A 14842-nucleotide genomic window follows, 5' to 3' on the forward strand; every position below is an offset into this window, starting at 1 on the left:
TGACTTCGGGCAGATTGCCAACTCTGACCCCTCAGGAATGCAGCAAAAATATCCATTTTGGATGTTTAAAAGTCCAAAATGGATAAATTCGCGCTACGCTGTAATTCTCACTTTGGACATCTTCAGGAGGAAATCCCGTGAGCAAATCCGCGTCATCCAAATCGGATAAAATCACGAAACTCCGCAATCCTCTGCACCGCAATAGGTCAAGCGCTCCGATGAATGCTTATGCAAGACATGACCAGACCGAACCGGTCTCGCCCGAGGCGAGATCCGAAGCTCTTGGCGTGTTGTCCTTTCTCGAGGAGCTGAGTGACGAGTTGGAGGATACGCTCGACGTCTATGCGCCCAACGCACATTTGCGGATGGCGATGCATCTCATCAAGGGGCATTTCGAAGCCAAGACAATCACCCCGACCTCGCTGATCGGGGCCAGTCGCGTGCCCTATGCCACGGCAAACCGCCGGCTCAAGGACATGATCGAGGCGGGCCTGATCGAGCAACGCCCGCGCACCAAATCCGGCAAAAGCTTTTCCATGCACCCAAGCGACACGCTGCTGGACCAGTGGACGCAGCTCTCCGGGCGGGTGCAGCGGATGGCCGAAGCCCGCTATGGCGGGCGGCATCGCGGGCCGGAGACCAAGGACTACTACTTTGGCGGCAGCTATACGGCGGCGCAGTCGATCCTGCCGATGCAGGTGCTGAGCGAGCCGCTCAAGGTGGCCGGTGGCCTCAGGGTGCTGGCCCATGGCGATCCCACATTCATGGTGATGGAGAACCTCAAGCGGCAGTTCGAACAGGTGATTGGCGTAGCGATCAGCCAGCGCGCGTTCTCCATCGACCGGCTGCGCGAAGAGGCGCTGCGCAATGCTGAGCGCGCCGCCAGCCGGTATGACATTATCGCGGTGGACCTGCCCTGGATTGGCGAGTTTGCCACCAAGGATGTGCTGATGCCGTTGGATCAGGTGATGGATCTGGCGCGGCTGGACACGGCGGATTTTCACACCGCGGGCTGGAAAGCCGCGCATTGGGGCGGGCGCGCCTATGGTGTGCCGGCGCAGACCACACCGGAGCTGCTGTTCTATCGTCGGGATCTCTTTGCCGAAGCGGGGTTCGAACCCCCCGCGACCACCGACGCCTTGCTGCACGCCGCCGAAGCGCTGCACGAGCCGCGCCGAGGGCGCTATGGCATCGCCTGGAACGCCGCCCGCGGCACCGCACTTGGCCATACTGCATTGATGGCAATGGCAGATTTCGGCCAACCGGTGCTTGACCTTGTGCAGAACGCGGGCGGGTTTGACACCGACGCGCTTGCAAAAGGGGGCTATCGCGCCACCATCGACACGCCCGCCGGACGGCAGGCCGCCGAATACCTGCTGGAACTTCTGCAGTATTCGCCGCCCGATATTCTGTCGATGTCCTGGTACGAGCGCGTGCGCCCCTATGCGGCGGGCAAGGTTGCGATGGCCTATGGCTACACGCTGCTGGCGCCGTATTTCGAGCTGGACGAAAGCTCTCCCGCTTGCGGGCAGACCGGGTATCTGCCGCATCCTGCGGGCCGCGACGAAAGCCCGATTGCCCCGGTGGGCGGCTATGTCATGGGCATACCGGCCAATCTGGCCCCCGAACGCATCCCCGCCGCCGTCGAGGCGCTCACTGTCTTCACGTCCCCCGAGGCGCAAAAGCTCTTTGTGCAGCACGGCAGCCGGACCAACCCGCGCTACTCTGTGGGCTCGGACCCCGAAGTGCGCCGCACATCGCAGATCTTCGAGGCCGTGGACGAAATGTCCTGGCGCGATGAGCTGCAATTCTGGCCCCGCCCGCCGGTGCCCGAAATCGGACAGATCATCCGCATCTGTGGCGAGGACTTTCACGACATGCTGCGCGGGGTCACCTCCCCGCGCGAGGCGTTGCGCAGCGCTCAGGCGCGCGCGGATGCCTTGATTGCATCACACGGTACATAGCGACTTGAGGAGGAGAGACCATGGACCCCAACCGTTTGAAAGGCAAAAACATTCTTATCACGGGCGCGGCGCGTGGGATGGGGGCTGCCAATGCCGAAGCCTTTGCCGCGCAGGGGGCGAATGTCTGCATCGGCGATCTCGACGGCGATGAAGCCCATGCGCTTGCGGAAAAGATCAACGGCGCTGGAAACGGTCGCGCCGTCGCGATCAAGATGGACGTCACCAAACGCGAGGACAACGCTGCCGCCGTCAAGGCGACCGTGGATGCCTTTGGCTCCATCAACGTCGGGCTATTCAACGCTGGTCTCAACAAGCCCCGGTTCTTCATGGATATCGATGAGGACAACTGGGACATGATCATGAACGTCAACACCAAGGCGATGTGGCTCGGAATGCAGGAGACCGCCCGCCAGATGATCGCACAGGGGCCAATGGAGGGCCATCCCTACAAGCTCATCAACGTTGGCAGCATCGCTTCGCGCAAACCGCTGGTGGATGTGACCGTGTATTGCACCTCGAAATACGGCTGCCTGGCGCTCACCCATTGCGGGGCGGTTGGCCTTGCCGAGCACAACATCACCGTCAACGGCTATGCGCCGGGCGTCGTGGTGACGCCCCTCTGGGAGCAGCTCGACAAGGACCTCGTCGATATCGGCTTCAAGGAGCGCGAAGGTCAGGCCTATGACGACATCGTGCGCGACGCGCTGCAGATCAAGCGCGTCTCCTACCCCAAGGACATTGTTGGAACCGCGTCGTTCCTGGCCTCGGACGACAGTGACTACATGACCGGCCAGATGATCCACATCGATGGCGGCTGGTGCATCCAATAACGCACTAAACAACTGAAATTGAATAATAAACGGGTGTGCGAGCGCATACCCGAAGGAGGAACTATGTGCCGCGCACTAACCCCGAACGTCCTGACCCCACAGGATCTTGAACCCAATTGGCAATGGGAAGGCCGCCTGCCGGCCTGGGGCCCGACCCAGGTGGATTTCGAACGCCGCGTCGATCACGACCGGCTGCGCCGCTACCGCCTGAGCCGCACCCGCGAGGCGCTGAAGAAAAGCGGCGCTGGCTCGCTTTTGCTGTTTGATGTCAACAACATCCGATATGTGACCGCGACCAAGATCGGCGAGTGGGAACGCGACAAGATGTGCCGCTTTGCCCTGCTCACGGGCGATGACGCGCCGCATGTCTGGGACTTTGGCTCTGCGGCGGTGCATCACCGCAAATACTCCGACTGGCTGGTGCCGGATCACTGCCACGCGGGCGTTGTCGGCATGCGCGGCACCATCCCGCCGAGCTTTGGCCTGATGAAGAAATACGCCGAAGACATCGCAGGTCTCATCGAGGATGCGGGCATGAAGGGCATGCCGGTGGGCGTGGACTATGCCGAAACCGCCATGTTCGAGGCCCTGAAAGAGGCCGGCATCAATGTGGTGGACGGTCAGCAGATCATGCTCTCGGCGCGCGAGATCAAGAACTGGGACGAGATCCAACTTTTGACGCAGGCCGCAAGCATGGTCGATGGCGTCTACCACATGATCTACGAGGAGCTGAAACCGGGCGTGCGCGAAAACGAGATTGTCGCCATGTCCAACAAGCTCCTCTACGAGTGGGGCTCGGACGATGTGGAGGCGATCAACGCCATTTCGGGCGAGCGCTGCAACCCGCATCCGCACAACTTCACCGACCGCATGTTCCGTCCGGGCGATCAGGCGTTCTTTGACATCCTGCAAAGCTATCAGGGCTATCGCACCTGCTACTATCGGACCTTCAACATCGGCAAATCGACGCCTGCGCAGGTGGATGCCTACGTCAAGGCGCGCGAATGGATTGATGCGTCGATTCAAGCGATTAAGCCGGGCGTGACCACCGATCAGGTCGCCAAACTCTGGCCGAAGGCCGAGGAGTTCGGCTTTCCGGACGAGCTGTCGGCCTTTGGGCTGCAATTTGGTCACGGGCTCGGGCTGGCATTGCACGAACGGCCGATCATTTCGCGCGCGGTCAGCCTCGACAACCCGATGGAGATCCAGACCGGCATGGTCTTTGCGCTGGAAACCTATTGCCCGGCCAGCGACGGCTATTCCGCCGCGCGGATCGAAGAAGAGGTGGTGGTCACAGACACCGGTTGCGAGGTGATCTCGCTCTTCCCGGCCGAAGAGCTGCCGATCGCCAACCGTTACTAACCTCCCCCGAAGATGGCTCGGGCCTTCGGGTCCGGGCGCTTTTTCCAGAGAGAGATCCCATGAGTGCCGCCAAGACATCATCCAATACAGAAGACTATCTGCGCATGTATCGCCAGATGGTCCGCATCCGTACCTTTGAGGACAACGCCAACCAACTGTACCTCTCGGCCAAGATGCCGGGGCTGACGCATATGTACTCCGGCGAGGAGGCCGTCGCCGTCGGCATCTGCGAGGCGCTGAAAGTCACCGACAAGATCACCTCGACCCACCGCGGCCACGGCCATTGCGTCGCCAAGGGGGCCGAGTTCAAGGAGATGTTCTGCGAGCTTCTGGGCAAGGAAGAGGGCTATTGCCGTGGCAAGGGCGGCAGCATGCATATCGCGGATCAGTCCAACGGCAACCTCGGCGCAAATGCCATTGTCGGTGGGTCCATGGGGATCGCGACCGGCTCGGCCTTTACCGCGAAACTCACCGGCAAGGACGATGTGACGGTATGTTTCTTTGGCGATGGCGCCACCGCACAGGGGCTAATGTACGAGGTCATGAACATGGCCGCGCTGTGGAATTTGCCGGTGATTTATGCCTGCGAAAACAACGGCTACTCGGAATATACCCGCACCGATGAAATCGCGGCTGGCTCCATCACCGCCCGCGCCGAGGCCTTTGGCATCGAGGCGCATCAGGTCGATGGCCAGGATGTGCTCGCCGTGAATGAGCTCACTGAACAGCTGGTGGCGCGCGCCCGCAAAGGCGAGGGGCCGTTCTTCATGGAGCTGATGACCTATCGCTATCACGGCCACCACGTCGGCGACATCAACCGCGAATACTACCGCTCCAAGGAAGAGGAGAAGGACTGGAAGGAAAACCGCGATCCGATCATCAAGTTCCGCGGCTGGCTGGTCGAGCAGGGCATCGCCACCGAAGACGAGATCGAAGCCCTCAATGAGGCGGTGCGCAAGGATGCCGAAGAGGCGGTGACTTACGCCCTGGAGGCCAGGTACCCCGACGAGTCCGAGGTCGACATGCACGTCTACACCGATGTCAAACACGCGCTGGCCTGAGGAGAGCGACATGCGAGAGATTACCCTATCCCAAGCGGTCAACGAGGCGCTGGCCGAGGAAATGCGCCGCGATGAGACCGTGTTCATCATTGGCGAGGACGTGGCCGAGGCGGGCACACCCTTCAAGGTCCTGAGCGGTCTGGTCGAGGAATTCGGCACCGATCGCGTGGTCGACACCCCGATCGCAGAGCCCGGCTTCATGGGTCTTGCCGTGGGGGCGGCGATGACCGGCACCCGCCCCGTTGTGGACCTGATGTTTGGCGATTTCATCTATCTGATCATGGATCAGCTCTGCAATCAGGCTGCCAAGACCCATTACATGTCCGGCGGCAAGATGAGCGCGCCTCTGGTGCTGCGCACCAATCTGGGCGCAACCCGACGCTCGGCGGCGCAGCACTCGCAATCGCTGCACGCGCTGGTGGCGCATATCCCGGGGCTGAAGGTGGCCATGCCCTCTTCCGCCTATGAGGCCAAGGGGCTGATGAAGACTGCGATCCGCGACAACAACCCGGTTGTGATCTTCGAAGACAAGCTGATGTACAACGACAAGGCCCCGGTGCCCGAAGAGGAATATCTGATCCCCTTTGGCGAGGCCAATATCCTGCGCGAGGGCGCCGACATCACGCTGATCGGCACCTCATCCATGGTGCAGGTCTGCGAGGCCGCCGCCGAGATCCTCGCCAAGGAGGGCATCAGCGCCGAGGTCATCGACCCGCGCACCATTGTGCCGCTTGATGAAGCCACGCTGATCAACTCCGCCAAGAAGACCTCGCGCGTGATCGTCGTCGACGAGGGCCATCAGAGCTATGGCGTCACGGGCGAAATTGCCGGGCGGATCAACGAGAAGGCCTTTTATCATCTGGACGCGCCGGTGCTTCGCATGGGCGCGATGGATGTGCCGGTGCCCTTCACGCCCGCGCTCGAGGACCTCACCGTGCCCACCCCGGAGGCCGTGGTCGAGAAGGCGCGCAAGCTGATGTCGGGGGAGATGATCCATGCCGCATGAGGTGATCATGCCCGCCCTTGGCATGGCGCAGGACAGTGGCCAGATCGTCGCCTGGCACAAAAGCCCGGGCGACGAGGTCGCCGCTGGCGACGTGCTCTTTGAGGTGGAGACCGACAAGGCCACGATGGAAGTCGAGGCGCAGGCCAATGGGGTTCTGGGTCAGGTGCGTCACGAGGCGGGCGCCGATGTGCCCGTGGGCGAGGTGATCGCCATGATCGGCACCTCTGCCGAGGCCACTGCGCCCGCGCCCTCCGATGGGAACGCCGCCAGCGCGCCGCCCCCTAACGCTGCCGCCCCGGCGCACGAAATCCCCGATGGCCACGGCGTCATCATGCCCGCGCTTGGCATGGCCCAGGACTCCGGCTTGATCGTCGCCTGGCACAAGGCCCCCGGCGATGCGGTCGCCTCTGGTGATGTGCTCTTTGAGGTGGAAACCGACAAATCCACCGTCGAGGTCGAGGCCGATACAAACGGATTTGTCGCGGCCCTTCTGGCCGAGGCGGGCGAAGAGGCCCCGGTGGGCGAGGTGATCGCGGTGATCTCCAAAGAGAAGCCAAACGCCCCCGTGCAACTGAGCCGCAGCGCCCTCGGCGACGCCCCGGCGTCCGCCGCAGCGGCCCAACCGGCAGAGCCAAAGGCCAAAGCCGCTGCAACCGCAGCGGAAACGCCAACCTCGGCCCCCCGCGCATCCGCGCAATCGGGGCCCGCCCCTGATGGGCGCATTCTGGCCTCACCCAAGGCCCGGCGGCTGGCGCTCGAGCAAGGTCTTGATCTTGCACGCCTGGCAGAGGCCGGCCATCCGCAACCCTATCACGTCGCTGATCTTGAGGTCCTGCGCGCCCTGCCCACCAAGGCACCCGAAGCTGCCGCCGCCAGCGCACGCCGTCTGACCGCCGATCTCGCCAGCGAAGGGTTCTCCGAATTTTCTGCCTGGGCACAAGACTCTGCGGGCCTCAGCGATGCGGCGGCGTTGCTTGCGGGCTTTGCCGGGGCGAGCCTTGGCCGCGCGGCCATTGTCGCGGTGGAAACCGTGAACACTCAGCGCCTCTATCAGGTGCCGCCAGGTCCCTTGGGGGATGTCACCGAAGCCGATCCCGACAGCATCCCGGATCTCTGCCTGCGCGATCTGCGCCTGAGCCGGATCAGCGGCGTCGATCTTGGACCCGAGGACTGCCCCACGCTGACGCTCTGCGCGGGTGGGTCCGGGCTGGTGGTAACGCTGGAATGCGCCGCCCACAGCCTCACCGCGCGCGAGGCTGTCGCCCTTCTTTCCAATTTTGCAGCGCGGATGGAACAGCCCGTCCGCCACCTGCTCTGAGCCATGGAGACTGTCATGGAATTCACCGATCTTTACATCAACGGCACATGGGTGCCCGGCGCGGAAAAGGCACGGTTCGACGTGGTGAACCCCGCCACCGAAGAGGTGATCGCCTCCGTTGCCTCCGCCGAAATCAGCGATGCCGACGCCGCATTGGACGCGGCTGAAGCCGCCATGAAGGACTGGGCCGCGCGTACCCCGCGCCAGCGGTCCGAGGTGCTGCGCAAAGCCTGGGAGCTGATGAGCGCCCGGCTGGAAGAATTTGCACACTATATCACGCTCGAGAACGGCAAGGCCCGCGCGGATGCCATGGGCGAGGCCACCTATGCGGCAGAGTTTTTCCGCTGGTTTGCCGAGGAAGCCGTGCGCGCCGACGGTCTTATCACCCATGCACCCGCCTCGGGCGCGCGCATCATGGTACAGCACAAACCGGCGGGGCTGGCGGTGCTGGTCACACCTTGGAACTACCCCGCCGCCATGGGCACCCGCAAGATCGCGCCCGCCCTGGCGGCAGGCTGCGCGGTCATCATCAAACCGGCTTCCGAGACGCCATTGACGATGCTGGCGCTGATGCCCTTGCTCGAAGAGGCAGGCGTGCCGCCGGGGCTGGTGAATGTGCTGCCCTCCAAACGCACAGGCGCGCTGGTGGATCACATGCTGCATGATCCGCGCGTGCGGGTGGTGTCTTTTACCGGCTCAACCGGGGTGGGGCGCAAACTGTTGCACTCCGCCGCCGATCAGGTGTTGAAACCGGCAATGGAGCTGGGCGGCAATGCCCCCCTCATCGTATTCGACGATGCCGATCTCGATGTCGCCGTCGAAGGCGCAATGCTGGCCAAGATGCGCAATCTGGGCGAGGCCTGCACCGCCGCCAACCGCATCTACGTGCATGAGGCCGTGGCCGCGGAATTCACCCGCCGGTTCTCGGCCGCCATGGGCGCGCTCACGGTCGGCGATGGCACCGATCCAAGCGTTGACGTCGGCCCGCTGGTGAACGCCGACACCCGCGACAAGGTGGCGAGCTTTGTCGCCGACGCCGTGGCCAAGGGCGCCAAGATCGAGATCGGCGGCACCCAGCCCGAGGGGCCGGGGTTCTTCTACCCGCCCACGGTGCTCTCGAATGTGCCCGAGACCGCCGAATGCGTACATGACGAGATCTTCGGGCCGGTGGCGGCGATCCAGACATTCACCGATCAGGAGGACGTGATCCGCCGCGCCAACGACACCGAATACGGTCTGGTGGCCTATGTCTTCTCCGAGGATATGAAACGCGCGCTGCAAGTCTGCGAGCGGCTCGAATACGGCATGGTTGGCCTCAACCGTGGACTGGTCAGCGATCCGGCCGCCCCCTTTGGCGGCGTCAAACAGTCCGGCCTTGGGCGCGAAGGCGGGCATGAGGGGATGCTCGAGTTCATGGAAACCCAATATATCTCGGCCAGCTGGTAAGGGGGCGCTTATGTCAGACGTCATCGCATCCCCTTCGGTCCGCGCCCTGGCGCGCGAAAAGGGCGTGGATATTGAAAAACTCGCTGCGGATCTCGGTCGCCAGACCATCGCGCGCGAGGATCTAGAGGGCGGCGCCTCCGCTGCCCCGGCGGGCGACACCTCCTATTGGGAGGTCGATCACAGCGCCTTTGGCCCGGTCACACAGGAGCCCATGAGCCGCTTTGGGCAGATCGCGGCGGCCAATCTTGCCGCCGCCAATGCGCTGATCCCGCAGGTCACACATCATGACCGCGCCGATGTGACCGCGATCGAGGCGCTGCGTCAGGAGCTTCGGGCCGAGGCCCAGGCGCAGGGCGTCAAGCTCACGGCGCTGGCGTTTCACGTCAAGGCGCTGGCACGCGCATTGCGGGAGTTTCCCCGGTTCAACGCCTCCCTCAGCGCAGATGCCAAGACCTTGATCCTCAAGGACTATGTGCATATCGGCATCGCCGTCGATACCGCTCATGGGCTGATGGTTCCGGTGATCCGCGACGCCGACAAAAAGGGGCTGTTGCAGATCGGCGCCGAGATCCGCGACCTCGCCAGCCGCGCACAAAACCGCAAGATCGGCCCCGACGAGATGGGCGGCGCCTCGATGTCGATCTCCAATCTGGGCGGCATCGGCGGCATTGGCTTTACGCCGATTGTGAACCCTCCGGAACTTGCGATCCTTGGCATCACCCGCACCGAAACCGTGACCGCCTGGGACGGGGACACGCCGCGCCCGGTGCCGATGGTGCCACTGGATCTGAGCTACGATCACCGGGTCATCAACGGTGCCGATGCGGCGCGGTTCCTGTCCTATTACGCAGGGCTCCTGAGCGACCCGCGCCGGATGATGGTCTGACAAAAGCCTTTGCGCCTGTGCAGAATGTGCAGGTTGGCGCAGACGGGCGCAGAGGACCAATCCTCGGCGCCCGCAATGAAACCCTGTGGCGCGCGGTCAGACGCCGTTGAATGTCACCTGCGACAGGATCGTATCCACGTCGAGCTCTACCGCATCGCGGGGCATGTCACGGGCGAAATTCAACCGCACCGCCGCGCGCCGTCCCTCGAGGGTGAAATGCTCTGCGCGCCCGTCAAAATCGATCACCGACTGGCCGGTCCGGATCGAAACCCGCTCGAAAGAGCCTTTGATGTCGGCCGCCAGATTGCTGAGCGCGATGTCGAGGTTCAAGCCCTGGGGCAGCGACAGCGTCACATCCGGGTCGCACCAGAACCCGATCCGCATCGGCCCTTTCTCCACCGAAATCAGCAGCTGATCCCCTTCGGTGCGCACCGAGGAGGTAAGCGCACAGCCGATATTGTCCTCGGTGGTCAGCATCGCCTCGCGGGCATCCCCCGCATGGGTGGTAAGCCGCAGCGCTGTGCCATCCCCCTTGAGGATGACCGTCGCAATGGCGCTGTCCAGCGCGATGGTCTGGTGGTCCTCTGCTTGCACCAGCCGCGGCGCGGCGCTCAGGAGGACCACAGCCGCGCTGAGCACGGCGAGGGTGATTTTGGTGTTGCGTTTCATGTCCAATCTTCCTTTGCGAGGGCCAAACGCCCGGTGTCGCCTGAGAGAGAAGATTGGGCAGCAGCCCCGGTGGCGCGACCTGATCCGCGAAAAAGGACGTCCCAAAACGGGAATTGGGTCCCGCGCGGTCAGCTCTCCGACGCGCGCTCCTGCACCCGCACTGCATCTTTCTGCGGGCGTGGTTCGGTGGCGCTACAGGCCCGGCTGCGCCATTCGCTTGGATTGAGGCCGGTCACACGCTGGAATTCGCGGTTGAAATTCGACTTGGTGGTGAAACCCACCGCAAAGATCACTTCCGTCACCGGCATATCCGTCTCTTCGAGGATACGGCAGGCGTCGCGGATACGAAACGTGTTGACATATTTAGGCACATTCATCGCCCGCAGCGTGTTCACCGCGCTTGAAACCTGTCGGGCGGGGACGCGGATCTTGCGCGCGATCTCATTGAGCGAGAGACTCTCGTTGCGATAGAGATGGTTGGTTTCCATCTCCTGGTCGAGCTTGGCGAGGATGCTCTCGGCGCTGGTTTCATCCTCCTGCGAGTGTGTCTGGGTCTGCGGCGTGCTGGGTTGCGGGCGCGGCGGCGCGGCGGCGGTGTCGTGACGGGTAAAGAACACCACGATGAGCGCCAACAGGAACGTCAGGTTCGAATAGCCCACCAGCGCCGGCGAGATCTGGCTGTCGTTGAGCCGGATATCCAGCGCCACCATCACATCGACCCCCGCCGAAATCAGCAGGATCGTCCCCGCCACCAGATAGGCGCGCTGGGTTGGAATAAGGCTCTGCAGCGGACGGCTGGCCATCCAATCGAGGTCAAGATGCATCCCCGACCAGATCAGATGTCCGCCAAAGACAAGATAGGTGAGGATCGGCAGCGCATCGACAATATCGTCATTGCCAAGCAAAAACGCCGTGGCATTGACCACAATGAGCGTCACCAACAGGATAAAGATCGCCGTCCGCCCATGGCGCCCGACCCGCCCGGCCAGCTCGTTGAGCGACAGCCAGGTCAACGGCGGCAGCGCGATCGCCAGCGAAATGAGCGGCAGTTTGGGCATGTCCTGGAATCCCCAGGAAATCCCCAGAAGCACCGATTGCAGCGCAAATCCGGACACCGTGAGCAGCACCACCCAATCCAGCCCCCGGCCGATGTAACGGGCCAGCTGGATGATGACAAAGATCAGGAAAAATGCAGTCAGGAACGGCAGGGGGAAAAACAGCAAGGCCTCTGGTCTCCGGTCAATGTGGGCAGGCGTCCGAGTGCCGGGGCATCCTCAATTCAGGCAATGCACAAAGCATTTCAATGCTTTGAGGGCCGCGCTCAGGCGGAAGGGGAACACAGGCGTGTGTCGGGCTTTGCGATGCCAGTCTCATGTCAGGCCGCCCTTTCAAGATCAACGCGCATGTCCAATATCCGATGTTCAATCTCTACGGCTTGGGTGGAGCATACCACCATCGCGCTATCAAACTCATTACACACCTCCTTATAGGAGAGTCGGGCCCCGCTTGGAAACCCCGGCGTATCCCGCAGCACAGCAGGCAGAAACGGATCAAGTGCAAAGCTTCCGAGCGGGCAGGCCAAGCCACGCCCATCTGCTTTGATATAGGCCTCTTTCATGACCCAGAGCCGCTGAAAGGCGCGCGCGAAGGCTGCGCCGCTGAGCGGCAGGAGCGCGGCCTGTTCCTCTGGGGCAAACAGGCGCTCCACCAGACGGCGGGCCTTGGGACGGGGGCGGCGCTGCTCCAGATCGACCCCGATCCTGGCCTCGGCGCAAAGCGCAATCATCGCGCCCCGACCGGAATGGCTGAGGCTGAAATGCGGGGCCTTTGCATGTTCCAGCACCGGGCGGCCATGGGGTTCGCTGGCAAAACGCAGCGCCGCGGGGGAGGTGCCCACATAGGCCCCGAGGATCTGACGCAACGCCACATGCGCAGCGATATATTGAAGCCGCCGCTGCGGATCGGGCAGGGCAGCGGCGCGGGCCCGTTCGCGCCGGTCCAGACTCTCTGCCGACGCCGGGACCCTATGGGGCAATCGCACCTGCCAGCAGATCACCTTTAGGGGGCGCGCACTCTTTGCGCCTGTCATAGCCCGCTGGCCATGCTGCGCCCGATCAGATCCAGGAGGATCTCGCTGGTGCCACCCCAGATCGACTGCACCGATGCATCCAGAAGATCCTGACTGGCGCGCGCGCCGCTGTCACCGCTGATCCCACCCGCCCCGCGCAATTGCACTGCAAGGCTTGCAAGCGCCTTGAGCGTGGCGGTGGTGCGCAGCTTGGCGATACAGGCCTGTTTGGGATCAAACCGCCCCTCCTGCACCTGCGGGATGCACTGGTCCACAAAGCTGCGGTTGACCGCGCATTCACTATAGAGCTCCGCCAGCGAGAACCGCGGGCTCTGATGCGCAAGCAAGCTCCCCTCCGGGGTCTGACGGGCGTCGCAGTCGCGGATCAACTCGGCAAGGATACGCTCGGCGCAGGCCTGCGCGTAGATCGCCAGCACCAGTCGCTCCACCCCCAGAAAGCTCATGAGATAGACAAAGCCCATGCCCTCGGCGCCCAGCAGATTACTCTGCGGCACCACGCAATCGTCAAAGGTGATGCGGCCCGTATCCAGCGCCGCCATCCCGGTTTTCTCGATCGCCGCCTGGGTGACGCCGGGGCGTTCGGTTTCTACCAGAACAAGGCTCAGTCCGGGCTGGTCCCCGATGCTGCCCCGCGCGCTCTTGGCGGCCACGATGACCACATCCGCCTCGGACCCGTTGGAGATATGCGTCTTGGTGCCATTCAGCACGAGACTGTCACCCCGCATTTCGGCGGTGGTGGTCATGGTAGAAAGCGCGCTGCCCCCCTGCGGCTCGGTGAGCGCAAGCGCGGCCAGCACCTCGCCCTGTGCCATGCCGGGCAGCAGCTTCTGTTTCTGCGCCTCACTCCCGAGACGTTGCACAAAGGGGGCAACGATGTCGCTTTGCAGGCAGGTAAAGAGCCCGTGGATGCGGTGGCGGGCCAGCTCCTCAATGATGATTGCGCTGTCGCGAAAATCCCGCCCGGCGCCGCCGAACTCGGTGGGCAGACCGCGCCCCAGGAGCCCCGCCGCCCCGGCCTTGGCCCAGGCTGCGCGCGGGGTCCTGCGCGCCGCCACCCAGGCGTCGTGATGGGGGGCGATCTCGGATTGCAAAAAGGCCGCAACCTCGCCGCGCCAGCGCTCGTGTTCGCTGTCAAAAAGTTTCCGCGCAAACATGGATACCTCGCCGTCAATTCAGGGTCAGGACTGGGGGAGCGGTTCCGGGCGCAAGACCTCGGCCCCGCCCAATTCGACCGCGCGCAGGCTGTGGCGCAGCTCCTCTTCGCTGCTGGGCACATCCAGCACCAAAGTGGTGTAGCCAAGGGCGCGATAGCGCCCCACATAGGCGGCCACCTCGCCATAGCTGCCCACAAGATAGGGGCAGAAGGTCTTGTAATTGCGCAGCGGAAACAGCCAATAGGCTCCATCACGGGCCTCGTGCAGATCCTCGGCCTTTTGCGAGATCTCCTGATGCCAGATGCTGTCGGTGGTGCCGCGCGCCATCTTATGCGCCAGTTGCCCGCGCCGATCCTCGGGAAAGCGGCTGCGCGCCTCACACCAGGCCTCTTCTGCGGTCTCGCGGGCGATCACCCCAAACCTCAGACCGATTTGCCCCGCGCCCACAAGCGGAGCCAGCGGTTCGAGATCCTGCGGCGGCTTTGTATAGCTCAGACGGGTCGCACCTAGCGTTGCAGCCGCGGCGGCGCAGGCCTCGGAGGCACCCGAAAGATAGAGATCCGGCATGAGTTCGGGCGGCAGCGCGGGCGAAAGCCGCAGATTGGCGACCGTGTAATATGACCCGCTGAAGGTCACCGTCTCTCCGCGCAACAGCGCCTGCAGGATCTCGGTGTATTCCACCAGCCGGTCATAGCGCGCGTCATGTTCTGTGGCATCGCCAAGCTGCTCGAGATCACGCACAAAGCCCCCGGCCACCATATTGAGCGCCATTTTGCGCCCATAGAGAAAGGCCAGAGAGGAGACTTTTCGCGCCGCAGCCAGCGGCGACATATAAAGCGGCTGCACCGCCACCAGCGGCTTGAAGCGGCGGGTGCGCTCCATCACCGCCTGCGCGACGGCCCAGGGGTCCATCAGGCTGTTGTCGGTGTAGATCAACATGCCCTCAACCCCGGCGGCCTCGTTCCATTGCGCAAGCGTGCCCACGGCCTCGAGATAGGTTCCGGGGGCAAATTGGACCGAGGGCGGGGCGGTGGTGAGCAGCTTCATTCTGAGGTTC

General features: G+C 63.5%; 13 protein-coding genes. 8 read left to right on the plus strand and 5 right to left on the minus strand.

Annotated features, from left to right (window positions below):
- Positions 1 to 218: 218 nt before the first annotated feature.
- From ACZ1HH_RS20150 to ACZ1HH_RS20185, 8 genes are all read left to right on the plus strand, one after another.
- Complete coding sequence (locus ACZ1HH_RS20150; protein WP_472635805.1) at positions 219 to 1964, plus strand: ABC transporter substrate-binding protein; 1746 nt, start codon at positions 219 to 221, stop codon at positions 1962 to 1964.
- Between the two features lie 20 nt (positions 1965 to 1984).
- A complete protein-coding gene (locus tag ACZ1HH_RS20155) occupies positions 1985 to 2794 on the plus strand; it encodes an SDR family NAD(P)-dependent oxidoreductase (protein WP_416370195.1) in 810 nt (269 codons plus the stop codon).
- Positions 2795 to 2857: 63 nt separating this feature from the next.
- Positions 2858 to 4156, plus strand: a complete 1299-nt coding sequence (locus ACZ1HH_RS20160) for a M24 family metallopeptidase (protein WP_472635804.1) — start codon at positions 2858 to 2860, stop codon at positions 4154 to 4156.
- 59 nt (positions 4157 to 4215) lie between these two features.
- A complete protein-coding gene (locus ACZ1HH_RS20165) occupies positions 4216 to 5217 on the plus strand; it encodes a thiamine pyrophosphate-dependent dehydrogenase E1 component subunit alpha (protein WP_472635803.1) in 1002 nt (333 codons plus the stop codon).
- Positions 5218 to 5227: 10 nt separating this feature from the next.
- Positions 5228 to 6223: an alpha-ketoacid dehydrogenase subunit beta gene (locus tag ACZ1HH_RS20170; protein ID WP_416370198.1), complete on the plus strand. Its 996-nt coding sequence runs from the start codon at positions 5228 to 5230 to the stop codon at positions 6221 to 6223.
- Positions 6213 to 7541 (plus strand): biotin/lipoyl-containing protein, encoded by a 1329-nt coding sequence (locus ACZ1HH_RS20175; protein ID WP_472635802.1) that lies wholly within the window; start codon positions 6213 to 6215, stop codon positions 7539 to 7541. Before ACZ1HH_RS20170 ends, ACZ1HH_RS20175 begins: the two co-directional genes overlap by 11 nt.
- A 15-nt stretch (positions 7542 to 7556) precedes the next feature.
- The gene (locus ACZ1HH_RS20180) at positions 7557 to 8987 is read left to right on the plus strand and encodes an NAD-dependent succinate-semialdehyde dehydrogenase (protein WP_416370200.1); all 1431 of its coding nucleotides are present in this window, start codon (positions 7557 to 7559) and stop codon (positions 8985 to 8987) included.
- 10 nt (positions 8988 to 8997) lie between these two features.
- On the plus strand, positions 8998 to 9873 hold the full coding sequence (locus ACZ1HH_RS20185; RefSeq protein ID WP_472635801.1) for a 2-oxo acid dehydrogenase subunit E2: 876 nt from the start codon (positions 8998 to 9000) through the stop codon (positions 9871 to 9873).
- Positions 9874 to 9969: 96 nt separating this feature from the next.
- On the opposite strand, the gene ACZ1HH_RS20190 is transcribed toward ACZ1HH_RS20185, so the two are convergent.
- The 5 genes from ACZ1HH_RS20190 to ACZ1HH_RS20210 form a co-directional block, all read right to left on the minus strand.
- Positions 9970 to 10542 carry a hypothetical protein gene (locus ACZ1HH_RS20190; RefSeq protein WP_487320561.1) on the minus strand — a complete coding sequence of 191 codons (573 nt, stop codon included), beginning with the start codon at positions 10540 to 10542 and terminating at the stop codon, positions 9970 to 9972.
- 128 nt (positions 10543 to 10670) lie between these two features.
- On the minus strand, positions 10671 to 11765 hold the full coding sequence (locus ACZ1HH_RS20195) for a helix-turn-helix domain-containing protein (protein WP_472635798.1): 1095 nt from the start codon (positions 11763 to 11765) through the stop codon (positions 10671 to 10673).
- Between the two features lie 152 nt (positions 11766 to 11917).
- Complete coding sequence (locus ACZ1HH_RS20200; RefSeq protein ID WP_487320562.1) at positions 11918 to 12631, minus strand: 4'-phosphopantetheinyl transferase family protein; 714 nt, start codon at positions 12629 to 12631, stop codon at positions 11918 to 11920.
- Complete coding sequence (locus tag ACZ1HH_RS20205) at positions 12628 to 13785, minus strand: acyl-CoA dehydrogenase family protein (protein ID WP_487320563.1); 1158 nt, start codon at positions 13783 to 13785, stop codon at positions 12628 to 12630. Before ACZ1HH_RS20205 ends, ACZ1HH_RS20200 begins: the two co-directional genes overlap by 4 nt.
- 24 nt (positions 13786 to 13809) lie before the next feature.
- Entirely contained in the window at positions 13810 to 14832 is a 1023-nt protein-coding gene (locus ACZ1HH_RS20210) for an LLM class flavin-dependent oxidoreductase (protein ID WP_472635794.1), read from the minus strand.
- Between the last annotated feature and the right edge of the window lie 10 nt (positions 14833 to 14842).

Source organism: Epibacterium sp. HA2-3 (genome assembly GCF_055693725.2).

Excerpts from the sequence above, each read along its gene's own strand:
- ACZ1HH_RS20150 (WP_472635805.1), top strand. The coding sequence starts at position 219 with ATGAATGCTTATGCAAGACATGACCAGACCGAACCGGTCTCGCCCGAG.
- ACZ1HH_RS20155 (WP_416370195.1), top strand. The coding sequence starts at position 1,985 with ATGGACCCCAACCGTTTGAAAGGCAAAAACATTCTTATCACGGGCGCG.
- ACZ1HH_RS20160 (WP_472635804.1), top strand. The coding sequence starts at position 2,858 with ATGTGCCGCGCACTAACCCCGAACGTCCTGACCCCACAGGATCTTGAA.
- ACZ1HH_RS20165 (WP_472635803.1), top strand. The coding sequence starts at position 4,216 with ATGAGTGCCGCCAAGACATCATCCAATACAGAAGACTATCTGCGCATG.
- ACZ1HH_RS20170 (WP_416370198.1), top strand. The coding sequence starts at position 5,228 with ATGCGAGAGATTACCCTATCCCAAGCGGTCAACGAGGCGCTGGCCGAG.
- ACZ1HH_RS20175 (WP_472635802.1), top strand. The coding sequence starts at position 6,213 with ATGCCGCATGAGGTGATCATGCCCGCCCTTGGCATGGCGCAGGACAGT.
- ACZ1HH_RS20180 (WP_416370200.1), top strand. The coding sequence starts at position 7,557 with ATGGAATTCACCGATCTTTACATCAACGGCACATGGGTGCCCGGCGCG.
- ACZ1HH_RS20185 (WP_472635801.1), top strand. The coding sequence starts at position 8,998 with ATGTCAGACGTCATCGCATCCCCTTCGGTCCGCGCCCTGGCGCGCGAA.
- ACZ1HH_RS20190 (WP_487320561.1), bottom strand. The coding sequence starts at position 10,542 with ATGAAACGCAACACCAAAATCACCCTCGCCGTGCTCAGCGCGGCTGTG.
- ACZ1HH_RS20200 (WP_487320562.1), bottom strand. The coding sequence starts at position 12,631 with ATGACAGGCGCAAAGAGTGCGCGCCCCCTAAAGGTGATCTGCTGGCAG.
- ACZ1HH_RS20205 (WP_487320563.1), bottom strand. The coding sequence starts at position 13,785 with ATGTTTGCGCGGAAACTTTTTGACAGCGAACACGAGCGCTGGCGCGGC.
- ACZ1HH_RS20210 (WP_472635794.1), bottom strand. The coding sequence starts at position 14,832 with ATGAAGCTGCTCACCACCGCCCCGCCCTCGGTCCAATTTGCCCCCGGA.